An 18,194-nucleotide genomic window follows, 5' to 3' on the forward strand; every position below is an offset into this window, starting at 1 on the left:
AGCCGACCCGTCCCCCGGGGGCGGCGAAGTCTGCCCCGGACCACCACTGACGGCCCGTCGGCGGGGCAGTGACGCAGGCCACTCCCACAGCGCTCGCCGGACCGCGGCCGCGAACGCCGGAACGCCGAAGTGTCGACCCCGGGGAGCGGGGCCGACACTTCGGCGTTCGGTCGGTACAACGTTCGATCAGGACGGCGTTCGGTCGATACAGCGTTCGGTCGATACAACGGTCGGTCAGGACGACGCTCCGTCAGGACGGCCGAGGCGTGCCCGTCACCGCCTCGGCCCGGCCACGGCGTACGCCACGGTCCCGGTCACGCACAGGGCCCACGCGGTCCCGGCGGACACCGAGGTGCCGGGAGGAAAGATCATCCAGCTCACCACCTCCCCCACGACGCCGGTCATGGACGGGACGAGGACGGTGAAGGCCAGCCAGCCGGTCGGCAGGGTCCAGGCGAACCGCGCCCCGCACAGCACCGCCCCGAGCGCGGCCAGGCCGACCAGTCCCGCGCTGTCCCGGACGACGACCCCGGTGGGCGCGAGGTCCACGCCCGCCGCCCGGACGGTCAGCAGTGCCAGGCCCGCGACCAGGCCGATCAGCAGCACGTGCACCGCCCGGCGGGGCACCCACCGGATCGCGGCCGTCCGCTCCAGCACCGGGTCCCACCCGCCGAGCCCGACCGAAGCCGCCGCCACGTTCGCGGTGAGGACGAAGACCGCCATCTGCAGGTTCGACGGGTCCGACTCGGCGAGGGCCCACACCGCCAGCGAGACGAGCGCGATCGCGGCGGCCGAGCCGGGCACCTGCCGGGAACGGGCGTGCAGGACCAGCCACCTCATCGCGGCACCTCCCCCGCCAGGCGCAGCAGCCCGTCCTCCCGTGCGCAGGAGAGGGCGGCGGCGCGCAGCTCGACGATCCGGGAGCGCTGCTCGGCCGGTGCCATCGCCATCAGGTGCTGCCAGGCCGCGTCGGCGCTCGCCCAGGTCTTGATCGAGTACACGTCGGTGCCCTTCTCCTGCAGCGGTCGGAGCTGGGGGTCGTGCAGGGCCCAGCTCACGGCGATGCTCTGGAGTGCGATGTCGCCCTCCCACGCGCTCTCCCGGGCGTTGTTCCCGTGGCAGTTCGGTGCCAGGCCCTGGGAGACCAGTGCGCGGGTCAGGGCCTCACCGGTCGCATCGGCGAACAGCCGTTCGTCGAAGTCGACCAGCACCACGTCGCCGGAGAGCTCGCGGTCGTCGCCGAGCGCGCGCAGCCTGACGTCCTCCCGCACGGAGTGCGGTGCCTGATCGCCCAGGGCGCCGCGCAGCACGCTCAGCGCCTCGTCGCCGCGCCGTGCGAGCTCGTCCAGGCGGTCGCGGTTCGCCCGCGTCACGCACGCCGGTCCGTCGCAGACCAGGGCGGCGGCGGTCCGGTCGACGACGTAGGTGTCGCGCGGATCGGCCGGGAGGACCAGCAGGGCCAGGACCGCGCCGACCAGGACGGGAACCACCGCGAGCAGCCGGACCCGACGGGTCACGGCCGACAGCAGGGCGAAGCCGGTGGCGAGCAGGCCGAGCAGCCAGAGCGCCTGCCCGAGGTGCGCGGCACCGGACAGGGTCAGCAGCATCTGCCGCGGCTCCGCGACCGCCGGGGACAGCAGCGCGAGCCGGTTCGGCGCGCTGCTCGACGGCACGCGGCCGTCCGTGGTCGACCGCAGGAGGGCGCCCGTCAGCAGGAGGAAGGACACCACCAGGGCCGGCGGGGTGAGCACATGGGGCAGGGTCCGCGCGACGCCCATGCCGAACACGGCCCCCGCGGCCAGGGCCAGCGCGCCCACCAGCGAGATCGGCAGCCAGCCGAGCGGCGCGTAGGTGGTCCGGCCGAGGGCCACCTGGACGCCGCCGACGAGGACCAGCAGGCCGAAGCCCGACACCGTCGCGAGCGCCAGCGCACCGGCCGGCACCGCCGCGCGGCGCCAGGCCGGCAGTGGTGTGCTCGTCAGCAGTTCGGCCATCCGCGAGCGGGGTTCGCGCATCCCGTACACCGCGCCGATGCCGACCGAGACCGGCCACCAGAAGGCCAGCAGGCAGCGGGTCCACATGGCCATGGAGGTCCACTGGGCCGTCCAGCCCGCGGTGCCCCGCCACCAGACCGCGTCGAACGGGCAGAAGACCGCCAGGCTGCCGCCCAGGACGATGATGCCGACCCACGGGGCGGCGGAGCGCCTCAGTTCGATGCGCAGGACAAGTCCGTTCACCAGATCCCTCCCGGCCGACCGGAGTTGCTGAGCAGCGCCGAGTAGCCGCGCTCCAACGGGCTGTCGCCCGGGTGTTCGGGGCCGCCCGCCGCGGCCAGGTCCTCCGGCGCGCCCTGGAAGACGAGCCGGCCGTCGGCGAAGAGCACCACGTCGGAGCAGGCGGCCGCGACGTCCTCGACCAGGTGGGTGGAGACGACCACGCAGGTGTCCCGGCCGAGTTCCTGCAGCAGCTCGCGGAAGCGCATCCGCTGCGCCGGGTCCAGTCCGGCCGTCGGCTCGTCCAGCAGCAGCACCGCGGGGTCGTTGACGATGGCCTGGGCGATGCCGGCCCGCCGCACCATGCCGCCGGACAGGGTCTTCATCCGGTGGTCGGCGCGGTCGGCCAGGCCCACCCGTTCGACGGCCCGCTGGACGGCCCCGGGGACGTCCGCCTTCGGCACCTCCTTCAGCCAGGCCATGTACTCGACGAACTCGCGCACCGTGAAGCGCTTGTAGTAGCCGAAGTCCTGCGGCAGATAACCGATCCGGCGCCGCAGGGCCCGGTGGTCGCCCAGCCCGCCGACGGCGGTGCCGAACAGTTCCAGTTCGCCCCCGGTGGGACGCAGCACGGTGGCCAGGGTCCGGATCAGGGTGGTCTTGCCGGCGCCGTTGGGCCCCAGGAGGCCGTGCGTGCCGATGCCCAAGGAGAGGTCGAGCCCGTCGACGGCCATCTTCTTCCGTCCGACGCGCACTCTCAGGCCGGCGGCCCGGATCTCCCAGGCGTAGGTCTTCGGCGCGGTGTCGGCCGCGCTCGTCATCGGTGTCATGCGGTCCCTCTCGGGGGTCGAAGATGGTTTCACAGCGTCGAGTACGCGTTCCTGCGGGCGATCACGGCGCCGGTCCCGAGCGCGAGGAGCAGTCCCCACGCGGGCAGCCGGTCCGGTTGCAGGAGGAACTGCAGGGCGGGCGGGACGTGGCCGACGGCCCACGCGGGGACGACGACGACGGCGCCCCAGGCGGCCGCCAGCCCGACGGCGGCGCGGGTCACGCCCACCACGCTGCCCAGCGCCAGGGCGGTGGAGGTGAAGGCCAGGGAGGGCAGCAGCCACTGCGCGGCCGTCATGGTCCCGGTCAGCCGGCCGCCCAGCAGGAGCCCGGGCAGGACCAGCACGAGGACCGCCGTGGTGCGCCTGAGGAGCAGGGGCAGCCCGGCCCGGGCGGTCGAGGCCGTCAGTTCGTGCGCCGGGTCCAGGGCCCGCGACCACGACGCGGCGACACCGCACAGCGGCAGGACGGGCGCGATCGGCACCAGCGGAGAGGACCCGCCGAAAAACGTGGGCGGCGCGACCGCGTCCAGCAGCAGCGCCGTCAGGGTGACGACGACGGTCATGGCCAGCCACGGGGTCATCACCGGCGTCAGCCACCCCGAGACCCACCGCGGGCGGTACCGCCGGGCGGGCGCCGGGCGGACCGCGTCCAGCTGCGGTTCCAGGCCGGCCCGGACGGTGTCCAGGAGCGCGGCGACGTCGGGTGCCCCGGTGGCCACGGAGGCCGCCAGCCGGGCCCGGCACGGCGCGCAGGTCTCCAGGTGGGCTTCCAGCGCCCACACCGTGTCCGCGGCCATCGCGGTGTCACCGCGCGCGTAGTCCTCGATCAACCGCCCCGACGCGTGTTCCCCGTTCATGCGCCCACCTCGCTCCGCTCGCTCGTGCCACCCGCTCGTACCGGCCCGCCCGCTCGTGCCAGCGCCTCCCGCATCGCGATCCGGGCCCGGCGGGCGCGGGTCTTGACCGTGCCTTCGGGCAGTCGAAGCAGGACGGCGGTCTCCCGGACGGAGAGCCCGTCGAGCACCGTGGCCTGCAGGACCGCCCGCAGTTCCGGGGCCAGTCGCCGCAGGGCGTCGCCGACGTCGCCGCCGACCGTCCCGGCGAGCGCCTCGTCCTCCGCCGCGGGCACCACCGCCCGCTCGGCGGCGGCGACGGGGGGCTCGGCGTGGTGGGCACGGCGCCGGAACGCGTCGACGAGGCGGCGCGCCGCGATCGTCCACAGCCATCCGACGGCCGTCCCGCCGACCGCGCTCCCGGCGAACGCGCCGGCCGCGCGCCACACCGCCAGATAGGTCTCCTGCATGACCTCGGCGACGATCTGCTCGTCGGCGCAGCGGCGGCGCAGGCGCACCGCCAGCCAGGGCGACGTGCGCCGGTACAGCTCGTCGAACGCCCCGCGGTCACCTCTGGCCACCAGCCGGACGAGGCGTTCCTCGTCCAGCTCGTCCGGTGCTCTCCTGCGTGATCTCACACCAGCCAGACGCCCGGTCCGGCGTGCGGGTTCTGCGTCGGGGGTGACCTGCGTCACAGGCGGGAGTCCGGCCCTCGGGTTCCGGTCCCCCGCCCGGTCGCGGGCCCGGAGGGCGGGGGCGCGGAAGGCGGAGGGGGCGCCCCCGTCAGAGGAACTGCTCGGCCCAGATGATCTTGCCGTCGGCGGTGTAGCGGACGCCCCAGCGCTCGGTGAGCCGGGCGACCAGGAACAGGCCGCGGCCGCCCTCGTCCTCCGCGACGGCGTAGCGCAGGTGCGGGGCGGTGCTGCTGCTGTCGGAGACCTCGCAGATCAGCGTGCGGTCGTAGAGCAGCCGGACCCGGATCGGTTCGCTGCCGTAGCGGATGGCGTTGGTGACCAGCTCGCTGAGCACCAGTTCGGTGACGAAGGCGGCCTCGTCGAGGCCCCACCGGGCGAGCTGCCGGATGGCCTCGGCGCGGACCCGGGCCACCTCCTCCGGGGCCGAGGCGACCTCCCACTCGGCGGTCCGGTCGGGCTCCAGCACGCGGGTGCGGGCGACCAGGAGGGCGATGTCGTCGGCCTGGCGGGCGGGCAGCAGGGCGGCGAGCACGGCCTCGCAGGTCTCCTGGGGCGGCCGGTCCGGCCGGGCCAGCACGCCCGTGAGCACGTCCAGGCCGACCCCGATGTCGCGGGTGCGGTCCTCGATGAGCCCGTCGGTGTAGAGCACCAGGCTGCTCCCCGGCGGCAGTCGCACCTCGACCGCCTCGAAGGGCATCCCGCCCAGGCCGAGCGGCGGACCGGCGGGGAGGTCGAGCAGCTCCACCGTGCCGTCCGGGTGGACCAGGGCGGGCGGCGGGTGGCCCGCCCGGGCCAGCGCGCAGCCGGCGGTGCTCGGGTCGTAGATCGCGTAGAGGCAGGTGGCGCCGGTGATCGCGAGTTCTCCCCCGGCCGTCTCCTGGTCCAGGTGGGCGACCAGTTCGTCCAGGTGCCCGAGGAGCTCGTCCGGCGGCAGGTCGAGGGTGGAGAAGTTCTGGACGGCGGTGCGCAGCCGGCCCATGGTGGCGGCCGCGTGCACACCGTGGCCGACCACGTCGCCGACCACGAGCGCGACCCGGGCGCCCGGCAGCGGGATGACGTCGAACCAGTCGCCGCCGACCCCCGCCTGGGCGGGCAGGTAGCGGTAGGCGACGTCGAGGGCGCTCTGCTCGGGCAGCGCCCGCGGCAGCAGGCTGTGCTGCAGGGTCACGGCCATCGTGTGCTCGCGGGTGAAGCGGCGGGCGTTGTCGATGGCCACGGCGGCCCGGGCGGCCAGCTCCTCGGCCAAGGACAGGTCGTCGTCCTCGAACGGGCCCCGGTCCCGGCCGCGCCAGAAGCAGGCGACGCCCATCAGCACGCCGCGCGCCGTCAGCGGAACGGCGATCAGCGACGCCAGGCCGAAGTCCAGCACCGCCTGGGTGAGCTCGGCGTCCTGCTTGCGCCACCCGGCGTCGGTCGCCACCTCGGGGACCAGCGCGGACCGCCCGCTGACGAAGCCCGCCGCCTGCGGGGTGCTGCCCGCCCACCGGACCAGCCGGCCCGGGGAGTACAGCGGCGAGTCGTCCCGGACGCCCGCGACCGCCACCCGCCTCAGCTCCACCGTGGCACCGGCCGTCAGGGTCTGCGGCTCCTCGCCGCTCAGCACCTCGTCGGCGAGGTCGACGGTGGCGTAGTCGCAGAACTCCCGGGAGGCCATCCCGGCGAGTTCCTCGGCGGTGCGCCGCACGTCCAGGGTGGTGCCGATGGCCATGCTCGCGTCGTACAGCAGCCTCAGCCGCCCGCGGGCGACCTCGGCCTTCCCCGCCAGGGCGCGCAGCTCGGTGGAGTCGCGCAGGGTGGTGACGCTGCCGGGCGGTCCTCCGCCGCTGTCGGTCGGGCGGTTGTTGACGGCCAGCAGGCGGTCGCCCACCGGGAGCACCTCGTCGGTGACCGCGCTGTCGGACAGCAGCAGTTCGGTCGTCCGGGGGTCGAGGCCGAGGTCGGTGACGGCCCGGCCCTCCGTGTCGGCGGGCAGGTCCAGGAGCCGGCGCGCCTCGTCGTTGGCGAGCAGCACCCGGCCGTCGCCGCCGACGATGGCCACGCCCTCGCGCACCGCGTGCAGCACCGCGTCGTGGTGCTCGTACATCCTGGTCATCTCCTCCGGCCCCAGTCCGTGGGTCTGCCGCAGCAGCCGTCTGCCCGCCAGCGCCGTCCCGGCCGTGGCCAGGCACAGCGCGGCGGCGCCGGCGGCCAGCACCACGGGCAGCTGGCGGTCGATCGCGCTGCTCACGTTGACGACCTTCATCCCGGCGGACACGATGCCCACGACCCCGCCGTGGGCGTCCTCCACCGGAACCACCACCTGGTACTCCAGGCCGAGCGGGCCGTGCACCTGCTCGACGGTGACCAGCCCGTGCAGCGACGGCCCGATGGTGCCGACGAACTTCTTGCCGATCTGCTCCGGCTGGGGGTGGGTGTAGCGGATGCCGTTGCGGTCGGTCACCACGATGAAGTCGACCTGGGCGTCCTTGCGGGCCGCCTCGGTCAGCGGCTGAAGCACCGCGCTGGGGTCGGGGCCCTGCATCGTCGCCACCAGACCGGGGCTGTGCGCGAACGCCTCGGCCGCGGCGAGCGAACGGTCGCGCGCCGCCGCGAACCGGTCGCTGCGGGACTCGATCAGGAGCGCGACGACCGCCGCCACCACGAGCAGCAGCACGATCAGCACCTGCAGGAGGAACATCTGACCGGCGACGCTGCGGATGTTCAGCACCGACCGCAGACGCCGCACCGAAGGGTCCCCCGGGACGGGGCCTGAATGCTGCCGCCCACGACGACCGCCCGTTCGGCCCGGCGCCCGGGGATCGGGGTCCGTGTCTCTCGCCATACACCCATGGTCCCGCCCCGGCCCGAACAGGACACGGCGTAACGGCTCGGCGCTGCTCGTGGACCGCCCCGCACCGGCCCTCGCCGCCCGCTCAGCGCGGGACGGACCGGATCAGCAGCAGCGCGACGTCGTCGGTGCGGTGCTCTCCGTGGCCGGCCCGGTCGACCAGGGCGTCGGCCAGCCGGTCGAGCGGTTCGCCGCCGTGCCGGGCCAGCGTGGCCGTCAGGTCGGCCAGCGCCCGGTCGATGTCCACACCGGGCGTCTCGATGAGGCCGTCGGTGTACAGCGCCAGCGTGGCGCCGATCGGCAGGTCGACCCGGATCTGCGGGTAGTCGGCGGCGGGGTCGACGTTCAGCACCATGCCGACGAGCGGCTCCAGCGCACCCGCCCGGCCGTCCGGGCTGTACAGCAGGGGCACGGGGTGGCCGGCGTCGGCCAGCCAGGCCTCGCGGCGGGTGAGGTCGACCCGCAGGTAGGCGCAGCTGGCCAGCAGGGCCGTGTCCAGGTCGACCACCAGCCGGTTGGTGCGGGACAGCACGGTGCTCGGATCGGCGTCGGCCACCGTGAAGGCCCGGACGGCGGTGCGGACCTGGCCCATCAGCGCGGCGGCGTTGACGTTGTGGCCCTGGACGTCGCCGATCACGACAGCCACGGCGTCCGGCCCGACCGGGATGAGGTCGTAGAAGTCGCCGCCGATGTCCATGCCCTCGGTGCACGGCAGGTAGCGGGCGCTGACCTCCAGGCCCGGCACGTCCGGCAGCGCCCGGGGCAGCAGGCTCTCCTGGAGGCCGTGCGCGAGGCCGAGCTTGGTGTCGTACAGCCGGGCGCGGTCCAGGGCCTGGGCGATCAGTCCGCCGAGCGAGGTCAGGACGGCGCGTTCCTCCAGGTCGAAGTGGTGCGGCTCGGCGAACGCCAGCACGCAGGTGCCGATCAGCCGGCCCGAGGTCACCAGCGGCAGGTAGGCCCAGGCGGCCATCCCGTCCTGCGTCTCCTGGCGGCCCGGGTAGAGCCGCTCCAGCTCCGCACGGGACTCGAAGTACGCCGGCACGGGGTTGGTGGACGCCTGCACACCGGGCGTGGACTCGGTCAGCGGGGTGCCGTCGAACTGGTCGACCAGCCCGGGCGGGTAGCCGCGGTGGCCCACGATCCGCAGGCGGCCCCCTTCGGCCATCAGCACCGCCACGGCCCGGCCGCCGAAGGCCGGCACGATCTGCTCGGAGACCATGCTCACCACGTCCTGCACGCTGACGGCCTCGGTCAGCGCGCCCGCGAGGTGGAGCAGGTGGTACAGCGCTCCGGGCCGGGTGTGCGCCGTCGGCTTCGACGGGGCCCTGGCGGGCCGCTCGCGGCCGGCGCCGTCGGCGACGGTGATCCGCGCGGTCAGGCCGGACGGGTCCGGGAAGAGCTCGAAGGACAGCCAGCGGTCCGGCGGCCGCAGGGCGACGAAGGAGCTGGGCTGCCCGCTGATCACCGCGGCCCGGTAGTGGTACTCGTACACCGGGTCCCGCAGCCACGGCAGGACCGCCCACGGCCGCGCGCCCAGCAGCCGCCCGACCGGCACGCCCAGCAGTCCGACGGCGGTCGGCGTGACCGCGGTCAGCCTGCCGTCCAGGTCGAGGTCGCACACGCCCTCCGGGAGCCGGTCCGCCATCGCGCCGGGCGGAGCGGCGGAACCCGGCTCCGCCGCTTCGGGACGCGGGCCCGCCCGGGCCGGCCGGCCCGCCTCGGCCTGGTCCGCCAGCACGACGGCCAGGCGTGCGGCGAACGCGTCGAGCCGGTCCCGTTCACCGGGCGCCAGCTCGGCCGGATGCGCGGCGGGCCAGAGCATGAAGACCGCCCCGTACACGGTCCGCTCCGAGACGAGCGGGGCGGACGCGAGGCAGAACGCGTACGGCATGGCGACCGCGACCCTCGGGAAGCTGCGCGCCATCTCCTCCGCGCCGCCCACCCAGACGACCCGGCCGCTGCGCACCGCTTCGGCCACCGGCACCGGCGCGGTGAGGCCGACGCGCTGCCACGGCCTGGTGAACTGCCGGGCGGCGCCGAGGGTCAGGGCCAGTTCGAGCAGCTGCCGGTCCTCCGACAGCAGGTAGAGCCCGCCGATGTGCGCGTCCAGCCAGGCCGGCGCCGACCGCAGGATCCGCGCCGCCTCGTCCAGGCCGCGCCCGGTCGGAGCCCCGGCGGCCTCGTGGCCGGGCCCCGGCGACCGATGCCACGGCACGCCCATCAGGAGCACTCCATTCGAGCCGACCAGTGAACCCGTAGGCCCCCTCCCATAGTGGCCCGGGCCGCACCGTACGTCCCGTCGTGCCCGCCGGGGGCCGCTCCCGGCAGCCGGGCGCGGCCCGCGTCCGCCGATGCGCGTTCCGCGTCCGCCGGGTGTCTCACGCGGCCACCGGGCGTCTCACGCGGCCGTCAGCCGTCGGTGGCCAGTCGGCGGCCCCGGTCGAGGAATGCCATCACGTCGGCCACGCCGCCGGGTTCGGGGATCGTCCGGGCGGCACCGAACGGTGCGTTCCAGAACCCGCCCTGCCGCGGGGCGTGCGGGCCGACGTAGGCGTACGGCTCCGGCTGGAACGCGTCGCCGGGCGAGACGCCGTAGTTCACGTCGCCGACCGTCACCCCGATGTCGAAGTGCTCGGGCCAGATGACCGGGTCCGCCCCCACGAACAGCCCCCGCAGCGCGGCGTCGCCGAGCGCGAAGCAGTGCGCGAGCCGGCGGGCGGCGGACGGGTCCGCCTCGATCGGGTGGTCGTCGCCGCTGCCCGACCCGTCCCGGTACAGCCCCGCGGGAGCACCGGTCGTGATCCCGAGGGCCGCGCCGAGCGCCGTGCAGGTGGTCCGTTCCAGGGACAGGGCCTGTCCGGGCCCGATCAGCTCCGCGCCGACCACCCTGAGCCGCGGCTCGCCCGTGGTGGCGAAGCCGCCCGCGCAGGCGCGCAGCCGGATCGTGCCGCAGGCCCGGTACTGCGGCCCGGCCAGGACCAGCTCGGCCACCGCGTGCAGGGCCCGGCGGGTGCGTACGACCGTCTCGGTGTCCATGGGAGCCATGCTCCCCCCGGGAGGCGGACCGCGCGCGTACGACGCCCCCGCCCCCTCCCGCCCGCCGCGCGCCCTGCGGCCGGGCCCGGCGGGTCAGCCCAGGATGGCGGGGTCCTCGGCGAGTTCGGCGAGCAGGGCGTCCAGCTTCGCCCGGTCCACCGAGGGCATCACGAAGACGTGCACGTAGCTGCGGCGGGTCGAGTCGTCGCCCGGGACGAGCAGCACGTCCTGCGAGGACAGCGACCACTTCGCCACCAGCTCGGCGCTCGGCTTGCGGAACCGTACGGTGACGGCGCCCGGAGTGCGGGCCGGCCAGAGCTCGACGCCGAGCTCCCGTTCCATGGCCACCAGGCGCCGCTCCAGGTACCCGGCCAGCTCCTGCGCGGTCCGGATCCGGTCGACCTGGTCCCGGTAGGAGTGGCGGGACAGGTGGTCCCAGAGGATCAGCGGGGAGAAGCCGTTGCGGGAGCCGGCGAAGGTGGTGTCGGGCGCGCCTATGTAGTCCGGCTGGGAAGGCGGCGAGATCTGGTACTTCACCTTGGTCATGTAGATGCCGCAGGGCCACGGCGCGCCGGCCCACTTGTGGCCGCTCATCGCGATCGAGGAGACCATGTCGACCTCGCCGGACCCGGCGGTGGGCAGGGCGAGCCCGAAGTCGAACTCCGGCAGCTCCGTCTCCGGCGTCCAGCCGTGCGCCGGGTCCTCGGAGGCCATCCGCAGGAACGGCGCGTAGCCGGCGCCGAGCGCGCCGTCCACGTGGATCCAGAAGCCGCGGCGCACGTCGACCAGCGCCTCGCCGGTGCGCGGGTCCGTCCCGTACACCACCTCGCGCCGCACCAGGCCGTACCGCTCGAAGATCGGCAGCAGCCGCTCGCAGACCGTCCGGACGTCGTCGTGGGCGCCCTTGAAGGTGCTGCCGAGGTTGAGGTTGACGAAGACCGGGTGCCCCTTGGCGGCGAAGAACTCGACCAGCACGGCGAGCGCGTCGACGTCGATCTCGCCCGGGCCGTCCCAGGAGAACCCGGACGGGCCCGGGCGGGACGGCACCTCGGCCGGCCACTCCCGGCGCCCGGTGGCCGGGTCGACCAGCGGGCACTCCTGCGGGTACAGCTCCAGGCCGACGGCGTGGAAGGTCTCGACGGCCAGCACCCGGACGGCCTTGGCGAAGGAGTAGTGGGTGTCCTCGGAGTAGAACGCGACCGGCCGGTGGGCGTTCGGGTTGTGCCGGTCGGGCGCGGCCTGGACGTAGCGCAGTTCGTCCCGGGGGGAGGCCGGCGGGTGGATCAGGGCCTTGCCGCTGAGGTAGTCGCGGGCGTTCCAGAGCGCGTACATGTTGCCCTCGGTCGAGCCCATGGACAGCATGTAGCCCCAGTACGACTCGGGGTCGGCGGGGTCGTGCGGGCGCTCGGCGTGCCACAGCCTGGCGTAGTAGTCGAGGACGGCGCGCTCGATGACCTTGGTGTTCGGCTTGTATCCGCCGCTCTGGAACGGGTCGCCGAGGTTGTTGATGTTGTTCGGCATGAACCGGGCCAGGTCCAGCGCGGTGCCCTGCATGTCCTGGGTGGCCTGGTAGCCGACCAGGTGCTCGCGCTTGCGCGTCAGGTACTCGTCCACCGTGTCCAGCGCGCGCAGCCGCTGGGCGTCGTCCAGCCCTGCGGCGGGGAGCACGAACTCGCCGCCGTCCAGCTCCGGGCCCGGGTCGACGGCGGTCGCGGCAGTCGCCGTCGCGGTCGCGGCGAAGGTGGCGGTCGGGCTCATGGGCGTGGCGCTCCGGGCGTGGTGAGGGAGGTCGAGGGCGTTCGCCGCTCGCGCCCAGGATGAAACTTTCCGGCGTTTTCCGGAAGGTCTTCCGAAGAACATTCGGCCGAAGCCCGAAAGGGTTTGCTCATCGACGGAATCGAGTGGAATCCTGGCGGCCATGCCGAACAATCCGCAGCGCGAACGGCCCTCCATCGACGACACGGACCGGGCGATCATCCGGGCCCTGGCCGAGAACGCCCGGCTCCCGAACAACGCCCTCGCCGAGACGGTGGGCATCGCCCCCTCCACCTGCCTGGCCCGCGTCCGCGCCCTCCAGGACCGCGACGTCATCCGCGGCTACCGCGCCGAGGTCGACCCGGCGGCCATCGGCCTGCCGCTCCAGGCGATGATCTCGGTCCGGCTGCGCGCCCACACCCGCGAGCAGAACGAGAGCTTCCGGAGCACCGCCCCCGACCTGCCCGGTGTCCTGGCCGTCTTCCACATGGCCGGCTCCGACGACTACCTCCTGCACGTCGGCGTCGCCGGCCCCGAATCCCTGCGCGACTTCGTCGTCGACCACCTCACCACCCACCCGGCGGTGGCCCAGACCCGCACCAACCTGATCTTCGAACAGATACCGGGCCGCCGTTACCTGGATCCCCTCTGACCTCCCCGCCCGTCGCGGGGCGGGAGGCCGTCGGCCGGTCCCGCGCCCGACCGGGGCGCCGCCCCCGGGGCGACGGCACCGCCTGCCACGTGAGCCTTGATCACGGCCGGTCGGCGGGCGGCGCCAGACCGGCCGTGCGCGCGGCGAGGCCCGCCTGAACGGTGAAGAGGCGGTCTCGCGCCTCCTGATCGAGGCTGTCGAAGTGGCCGTACGCCTCAAGGATGACGAAGCCGTGCACGGTGGCCCAGGCCAGCAGTATCGCTTCCTCGGCATCGGGCACCAGCGGGCTGCCGAGCCGGCCGCGCTCGGCCGTGTCCGCGACGAGTTCGGCCACGTGCTCCATCGCCCGCCGGCCGGCCACCGCGGTCGGGCCCTCCACCGGGGCCGCGTACCCGGGCACCGGGGATCCGAAGATCAGGGCGAAGCGCTCCGGATTCCGTTGCGCCCAGGTGCGGTAGCCCGTGCAGGTGGCCAGGAAGCGACCGTCCAGGTCGTCCGGCGACACGGTGTCCCGAGTCGCCGTCAGCGCTCCCGACAGGCTGTCGTACGAGTCGGCGACCAGGGCGGTCAGCAGCTCGTCCCGGTCGGCGAAGTAGCGGTACAACGCGGGCGGGGTCATCCCCATGCTCCGGGCGATGTCGGTGAAGCGGAGGTTCGCGCTGCCGTGCTCGCCGATCAACCCCAGGGCCGCGTGCTTGATCTCCTCCACGGTGCCGGCCCGCACCCGCTCACGGCGGCTCAGCCCTCCGCTCACCTCGTTCGACTCACCCGCCATCGCGACTCCCTCGGCTCCGGCCTCGGCCACAGCTTCGACTTCGACTCCCGTTCGACTCCCGTTCGGCAGGCACGGCATTGACAAGCCGTACCGATCGAGGGAAACGTTACGCTCCATAAAGAGCGTTATGGAGCGTAACGCATTACTGGGGCGGAGCCCCTCAGGACGTACGGAGGACCTCATGTCCCAGGAACCGTACGGCGATCGGCGGACCGCCGCCGGTGCCGCCGCGCCGCCGCACAGACCCGGTCCGCTCGGCCGAATAGCCGGCTGGAGCTTCCGGAACCGGGGCCGCACGGTCCTGCTGTGGCTGCTCGCCGCCGGCGCGGCCTTCGGGCTCTCGACCGGCCTCGGCGCGAAGTACAGCGCGGACTACTCCGCCCCCGGCTCGGACTCCAAGCAGGCCCAGCAACTGCTGGCACGGGACTTCCCCGGGCTGGGTGGCGAAACGATCAGCCTGGTGCTGAACTCCGACGGCAGCGTGACCGACGCCGCGACCCGTGCCCAGGTCCAGAGCCTGCTCGCCCGGATGGCCGAGGTGCCGCACGTCAGCGGCATCGACGACCCGTACGGTCCGCGCGGCAAGGTGTCGCCCGACGGCCGCACCGCCCTGGGGCAGATCCACCTCGACGTCGCCAATGCTCCCGACATGCCCAAGGCGGACACCCAGCGGCTGCTCGACCTCGCCCGCCCGGCCGACGGCGGACTGCGCGTCCACCTCGGGGGCATGACGGTCCAGCAGACCGAGCAGGGCTCGATCGGCTCGGAGGGCATCGGCATGGCGGCCGCCACGCTGATCCTGGTGGTCACCTTCGGTTCGGTCGTGGCCGCCGGCCTGCCGCTGCTCACCGCGCTCGGAGGGCTCGCGGTGAGCAGCACCCTGCTGCCCGTCCTCGCGGCGGTCATGCCGGTACCGGACTGGTCGACCTCGCTCGCCGCGATGCTCGGCATCGGCGTCGGCATCGACTACGCGCTGCTCCTGGTCACCCGGTTCCGCGAGTGGCGCGCCGAGGGGCTGACGCCCGAGGCCGCCACGGTCGCCGCGCTGGACACCGCCGGCCGCGCGGTCGTGGTCGCCGGGATGACCGTGGTGGTCAGCATGCTCGGACTGTTCGCGATGGGCCTGTCGTTCATGCGCGGCGCCGCGGTCTCGGCCATCCTCTCCGTGCTCGTCGTGCTCGCCGCGTCCGCCACCCTCTTCCCCGCCCTGCTGGGGTACCTCGGACGGCACGTCGAGCGGCTGCGGCTGCCGCTGCCCCGGCGCCGCGTCACGCGGTCCGAAGGCACTGTGTCCGAGGGCGCGGTGGCCGATGGCACTGTGTCCGAGGGCACGCCGGCCGCCGGCTGGCTGCGTTGGAGCAGGCTGGTCGAGCGCCACCGCGTCCTCGGTGCGGTCACCGGGGTCGTCGTGCTGCTGGCCCTGGCGGCGCCGTTCCTCGGCGTGCGATTCGGCTTCCCCGACGCGGGGAACGACCCCGCCGGGCGCTCCAACCGGCTGGCGTACGACGTGGTGGCCGCCGGTTTCGGGCCCGGCAGCAACGGGCCGCTGGTCCTGGTCGCCGAGCTGTCGCCGGGTGTCCCCGCCGACGCGGCGGCCGGGTTGCCCGGCGCGCTGCGGGCGGTGCCCGGGGTCGCGGCCGTCACCCCTCCGGTGCCCAGCGCCGACGGCCGTTCGCTGCTGCTGACCGTCGTTCCGGACAGCGGTCCGCAGAACACCGCGACCAAGACCCTGGTCCGCGACCTCCGCGAGCACGTCCTGCCCGCCGTCACCGGCCCCGGGGTCCGGGTGCACGTCGGCGGGGCGACCGCCAGCGCGATCGACAGCACCGACAACATCGCCCGCCGCATCCCGCTGCTCGTCGGCGGCGTGGTCACGGTGTCGATGCTCCTGCTGCTCGTAGCCTTCCGCAGTCTGGCCGTCGCCCTCAAGGCCGCCGTGATGAACCTGCTCTCGGTCGGGGCCGCGTACGGCGTGGTCGCCCTCGTCCTGCAGGGCGGCACCGCCGGCCGGCTGATCGGCATCGACAACCCCACCCCGCTGCCCGCCTTCGTCCCCGTACTGACCTTCGCCGTCCTGTTCGGCCTGTCGATGGACTACGAGGTGTTCCTGGTCAGCCGGATGCGTGAGGCCTGGCTGCGCTCGGGCGACAACGCGGAGTCCATCGTCAGCGGCCTGGCGGGCACCGCGCGGGTGATCACCGCGGCGGCGGCCATCATGGTCGCCGTGTTCGCGGCCTTCGTCCCGTCCCCCGACCTGCCGATCAAGGTGATCGGGGTCGGGATGGGGTCGGCGATCCTGATCGACGCCACGCTGGTCCGGCTGCTGCTGGTACCGGCCGTGATGCACCTGCTCGGGCGCGGCAACTGGTGGCTGCCGGCCTGGCTGGACCGCCGGCTGCCCCAGCTCCACGTCGAGGGGCACACCGAGCACTACCAGCCGGCCGCCGCCTCCACGGAATCCCGTTCCCCGGCGATGGTCGGCTGACCCTGCACGGGCCTCCGGCACTGCCGGTCGAGCTCGGCCGCTCGCTCGACCGGCGGTACCGGAGGCCCCGCCCTCGCCGATCGGCACGCGATCGCCGATCGGCACGCGGTTGCCCGGGGCCCGGAAGGCGGCCGTCGGCCCGGCCGACCCGGCTCGCACCCGAGCGCCGCGCACCGGCCTCCCTTTCGCGCCTGCTTCCCTCCGCACCGTGCTCCTCTTGACAGTGGCGCCGGTCGGACGTAGACGGGGAAGCATGAGTCGGCACGAGCCCGCCGAACAGGCGGGACCGCACCGAGGCACGGCGGCCCACCCGGCCGTCGGCGCCGCGGCGGGCGCCGACGGCCGCGGGCGCGCAGCCGGGGCGGAGGCGCCCGACGGGGTGCGGGCGGAAGCGCCCGACCGGGTGCGGGCCGAGTGCGAGGACGCCCTGGTGACGGCCGTGGTCAAGGCCGTCGGGGAGAGCGCGGCCCACGCCGGGAGCATCTTCCTCCGCTCCCGGGACGGCCGGTCCATCGTGCTGGCCGCCACCTGCGGCACCCCGCCCTCGCTGCTCGGCGGCTGGCGGCTCATCCCGGTGAACAGCCCCATCCCGGTGGCGGTGGCCTACCGGTCGGGCCGGACGGTCCACCTGGCCGACGCCGCCGAGACGGTGCGCCGCTACCCGCAGCTCGCGGTGGCCCTGCCGTACACGTTCGGCTCGGCATCGGTGCCGGTCCGGGCGGGGCGGGAGAGCCTCGGGGCGCTGGCGGTGGTGTGGGCGGCGGCCTCCGGGCACCTGGGGCTGTCCCGGACCCAGCTCCGTCACCTGCGGGCCATCGCCGGCCGGCTCGGCGCCGCCCTCGCCGACCTCAGGGCCCGCGGCGGCGCCCTCGACTACGACGCCACCACCGTCCCCCTCCAGGTCCCGGCTCCCGACGTGCCGGCGGTGCGGGTCGGCTTGTTCGACTGGCGGCTCGACACCGGGGCCGTGGTCGCCGACGACGAGCTGTGCGCCCTGTTCGGTCTCACGCCCGGCACGTTCGACGGCCGGGCCGAGACGCTGGCCTCCCGGCTCCATCCCGGCGACCGGCTGTCGCTCCGGGCCGCGGCCCGGGCGGCCCGCGCGGACGGCCGGGTGCTCGCCCGGCGGCTGCGCGTCCGCACCGCCGACGGGTACCGCACGGTGGAGCTGTGGGGGCGCGTACCGGAGGTGCCCGGGGAGGAGGCCCGGTCCCACCTGGTCGGCAGCGTGCTCGACGCCGGGGCCGGCGCCGCGGCCGTCACCGCGGTCGAACGACTCCGGGACGGACTCTTCTCGCTCACCCCGGGCGGCGAGGTCACCTACACCAACCGCGGCCTGGAGCAGCTGCTCGGGGTGTCCGGCCCGGAGCTGCTCGGCAGTTGCCTGTGGGAGGTCGTCCCCTGGCTGTCCGATCCCGTCTTCGAGGACCGGCACCGGGCGGCGATGGTCTCGCAGCAACCCGTCACCTTCCTGGTCTGCCGCCCGCCGGACCGGTGGCTCGCCTTCTCCCTGCACCCGGACGCCAACGGCGTGACCGGCAGGGTGGCACCCGCCGCCCCTCCGCAGCCACCGGGGACGGCCGCCGGGCCACCGGTGCGGGCCCGGGAGCCGACGGAGGACTCCGGGGACTCCGAGGACTCCGGGGGTTCGACCGGTGTGGCCCCGGACGCCCGGCCCGACCCCTCCGCCCCGGCCCCGCCGACCGACCGGGCGGCACCCGCCCGCCTCGGCGCCATCTACCGCATGATGCAGCTGGGCAGCGCGCTGACCGCGGCGGTCACCATGGACGAGGTGTGCGAGGTCGTCGCCGGCCAGCTCCTGCCGGCCTTCGGCGGACAGCACCTGGCCGTCTACGCCATCGAGGAGGGCCGGCTGCACCTGCTCTTCCACACCGGCCACCACGACCGCTTCCTGCACCGCCTGGAGGGCGAACCGCTCGACGCCCCACTGCCCGAAACGGAGGCGCCGGCCCTCGGCGTGCCGCTGTTCATCGAGGACCGACGCGACCTGCCCGGCGGCCGGCCGGCCCACCCCGGCACCGGAGCCGGGACCGCCACCGGGGTCTTCGCCGGGGCCGATACCGGTATCGGCC

At 74.9% G+C, this 18,194-nt stretch carries 12 protein-coding genes and 1 pseudogene; 3 read left to right on the forward strand and 10 right to left on the reverse strand.

All coding sequences use genetic code 11. The features are described 5' to 3' along the window. Nucleotides 1-273: 273 nt before the first annotated feature. From AB0Q99_RS32160 to AB0Q99_RS32200, 9 genes and pseudogenes are all read right to left on the reverse strand, one after another. Nucleotides 274-840 carry a hypothetical protein gene (locus AB0Q99_RS32160; RefSeq protein ID WP_363577418.1) on the reverse strand — a complete coding sequence of 189 codons (567 nt, stop codon included), beginning with the start codon at nt 838-840 and terminating at the stop codon, nt 274-276. Further along, complete coding sequence (locus AB0Q99_RS32165) at nt 837-2,237, reverse strand: hypothetical protein (RefSeq protein ID WP_363577420.1); 1,401 nt, start codon at nt 2,235-2,237, stop codon at nt 837-839. Before AB0Q99_RS32165 ends, AB0Q99_RS32160 begins: the two co-directional genes overlap by 4 nt. After that, nucleotides 2,234-3,043, reverse strand: a complete 810-nt coding sequence (locus tag AB0Q99_RS32170) for an ABC transporter ATP-binding protein (protein WP_363577422.1) — start codon at nt 3,041-3,043, stop codon at nt 2,234-2,236. The genes AB0Q99_RS32165 and AB0Q99_RS32170 overlap by 4 nt, the downstream gene beginning before the upstream one ends. A 29-nt stretch (nt 3,044-3,072) precedes the next feature. Further along, nucleotides 3,073-3,900: a zf-HC2 domain-containing protein gene (locus AB0Q99_RS32175; RefSeq protein ID WP_363577424.1), complete on the reverse strand. Its 828-nt coding sequence runs from the start codon at nt 3,898-3,900 to the stop codon at nt 3,073-3,075. 56 nt (nt 3,901-3,956) lie between these two features. Next, nucleotides 3,957-4,514 (reverse strand): annotated as a pseudogene (locus AB0Q99_RS32180) (RNA polymerase sigma factor); the annotation flags it as partial. 145 nt (nt 4,515-4,659) lie between these two features. Continuing rightward, nucleotides 4,660-7,248, reverse strand: a complete 2,589-nt coding sequence (locus AB0Q99_RS32185; protein ID WP_363577439.1) for a SpoIIE family protein phosphatase — start codon at nt 7,246-7,248, stop codon at nt 4,660-4,662. A 235-nt stretch (nt 7,249-7,483) separates the two neighbouring features. After that, complete coding sequence (locus AB0Q99_RS32190) at nt 7,484-9,619, reverse strand: SpoIIE family protein phosphatase (RefSeq protein ID WP_363577426.1); 2,136 nt, start codon at nt 9,617-9,619, stop codon at nt 7,484-7,486. A gap of 188 nt (nt 9,620-9,807) precedes the next feature. Beyond that, on the reverse strand, nt 9,808-10,434 hold the full coding sequence (locus AB0Q99_RS32195; RefSeq protein WP_363577428.1) for a hypothetical protein: 627 nt from the start codon (nt 10,432-10,434) through the stop codon (nt 9,808-9,810). A gap of 93 nt (nt 10,435-10,527) precedes the next feature. Continuing rightward, nucleotides 10,528-12,192: a histidine decarboxylase gene (locus AB0Q99_RS32200; protein WP_363577430.1), complete on the reverse strand. Its 1,665-nt coding sequence runs from the start codon at nt 12,190-12,192 to the stop codon at nt 10,528-10,530. A 160-nt stretch (nt 12,193-12,352) separates the two neighbouring features. Here AB0Q99_RS32200 and AB0Q99_RS32205 point away from each other — a divergent pair, with 160 nt between their 5' ends. After that, complete coding sequence (locus AB0Q99_RS32205; RefSeq protein WP_363577432.1) at nt 12,353-12,841, forward strand: Lrp/AsnC family transcriptional regulator; 489 nt, start codon at nt 12,353-12,355, stop codon at nt 12,839-12,841. A gap of 100 nt (nt 12,842-12,941) precedes the next feature. Here the strand turns inward: AB0Q99_RS32205 and AB0Q99_RS32210 are convergent, their stop codons facing one another. Beyond that, the gene (locus AB0Q99_RS32210; protein WP_363577433.1) at nt 12,942-13,616 is read right to left on the reverse strand and encodes a TetR/AcrR family transcriptional regulator; all 675 of its coding nucleotides are present in this window, start codon (nt 13,614-13,616) and stop codon (nt 12,942-12,944) included. 181 nt (nt 13,617-13,797) lie between these two features. On the opposite strand from AB0Q99_RS32210, the gene AB0Q99_RS32215 reads away from it, so the two are divergent. Continuing rightward, nucleotides 13,798-16,101: an MMPL family transporter gene (locus AB0Q99_RS32215; RefSeq protein WP_363577435.1), complete on the forward strand. Its 2,304-nt coding sequence runs from the start codon at nt 13,798-13,800 to the stop codon at nt 16,099-16,101. A gap of 253 nt (nt 16,102-16,354) precedes the next feature. After that, the coding region (locus AB0Q99_RS32220; protein WP_363577437.1) for a GAF domain-containing protein at nt 16,355-18,194 on the forward strand (1,840 nt) is incomplete at its 3' end.

It is taken from the genome of Kitasatospora sp. NPDC086791 (assembly GCF_040685975.1).
GTDB lineage: Bacteria > Actinomycetota > Actinomycetes > Streptomycetales > Streptomycetaceae > Kitasatospora.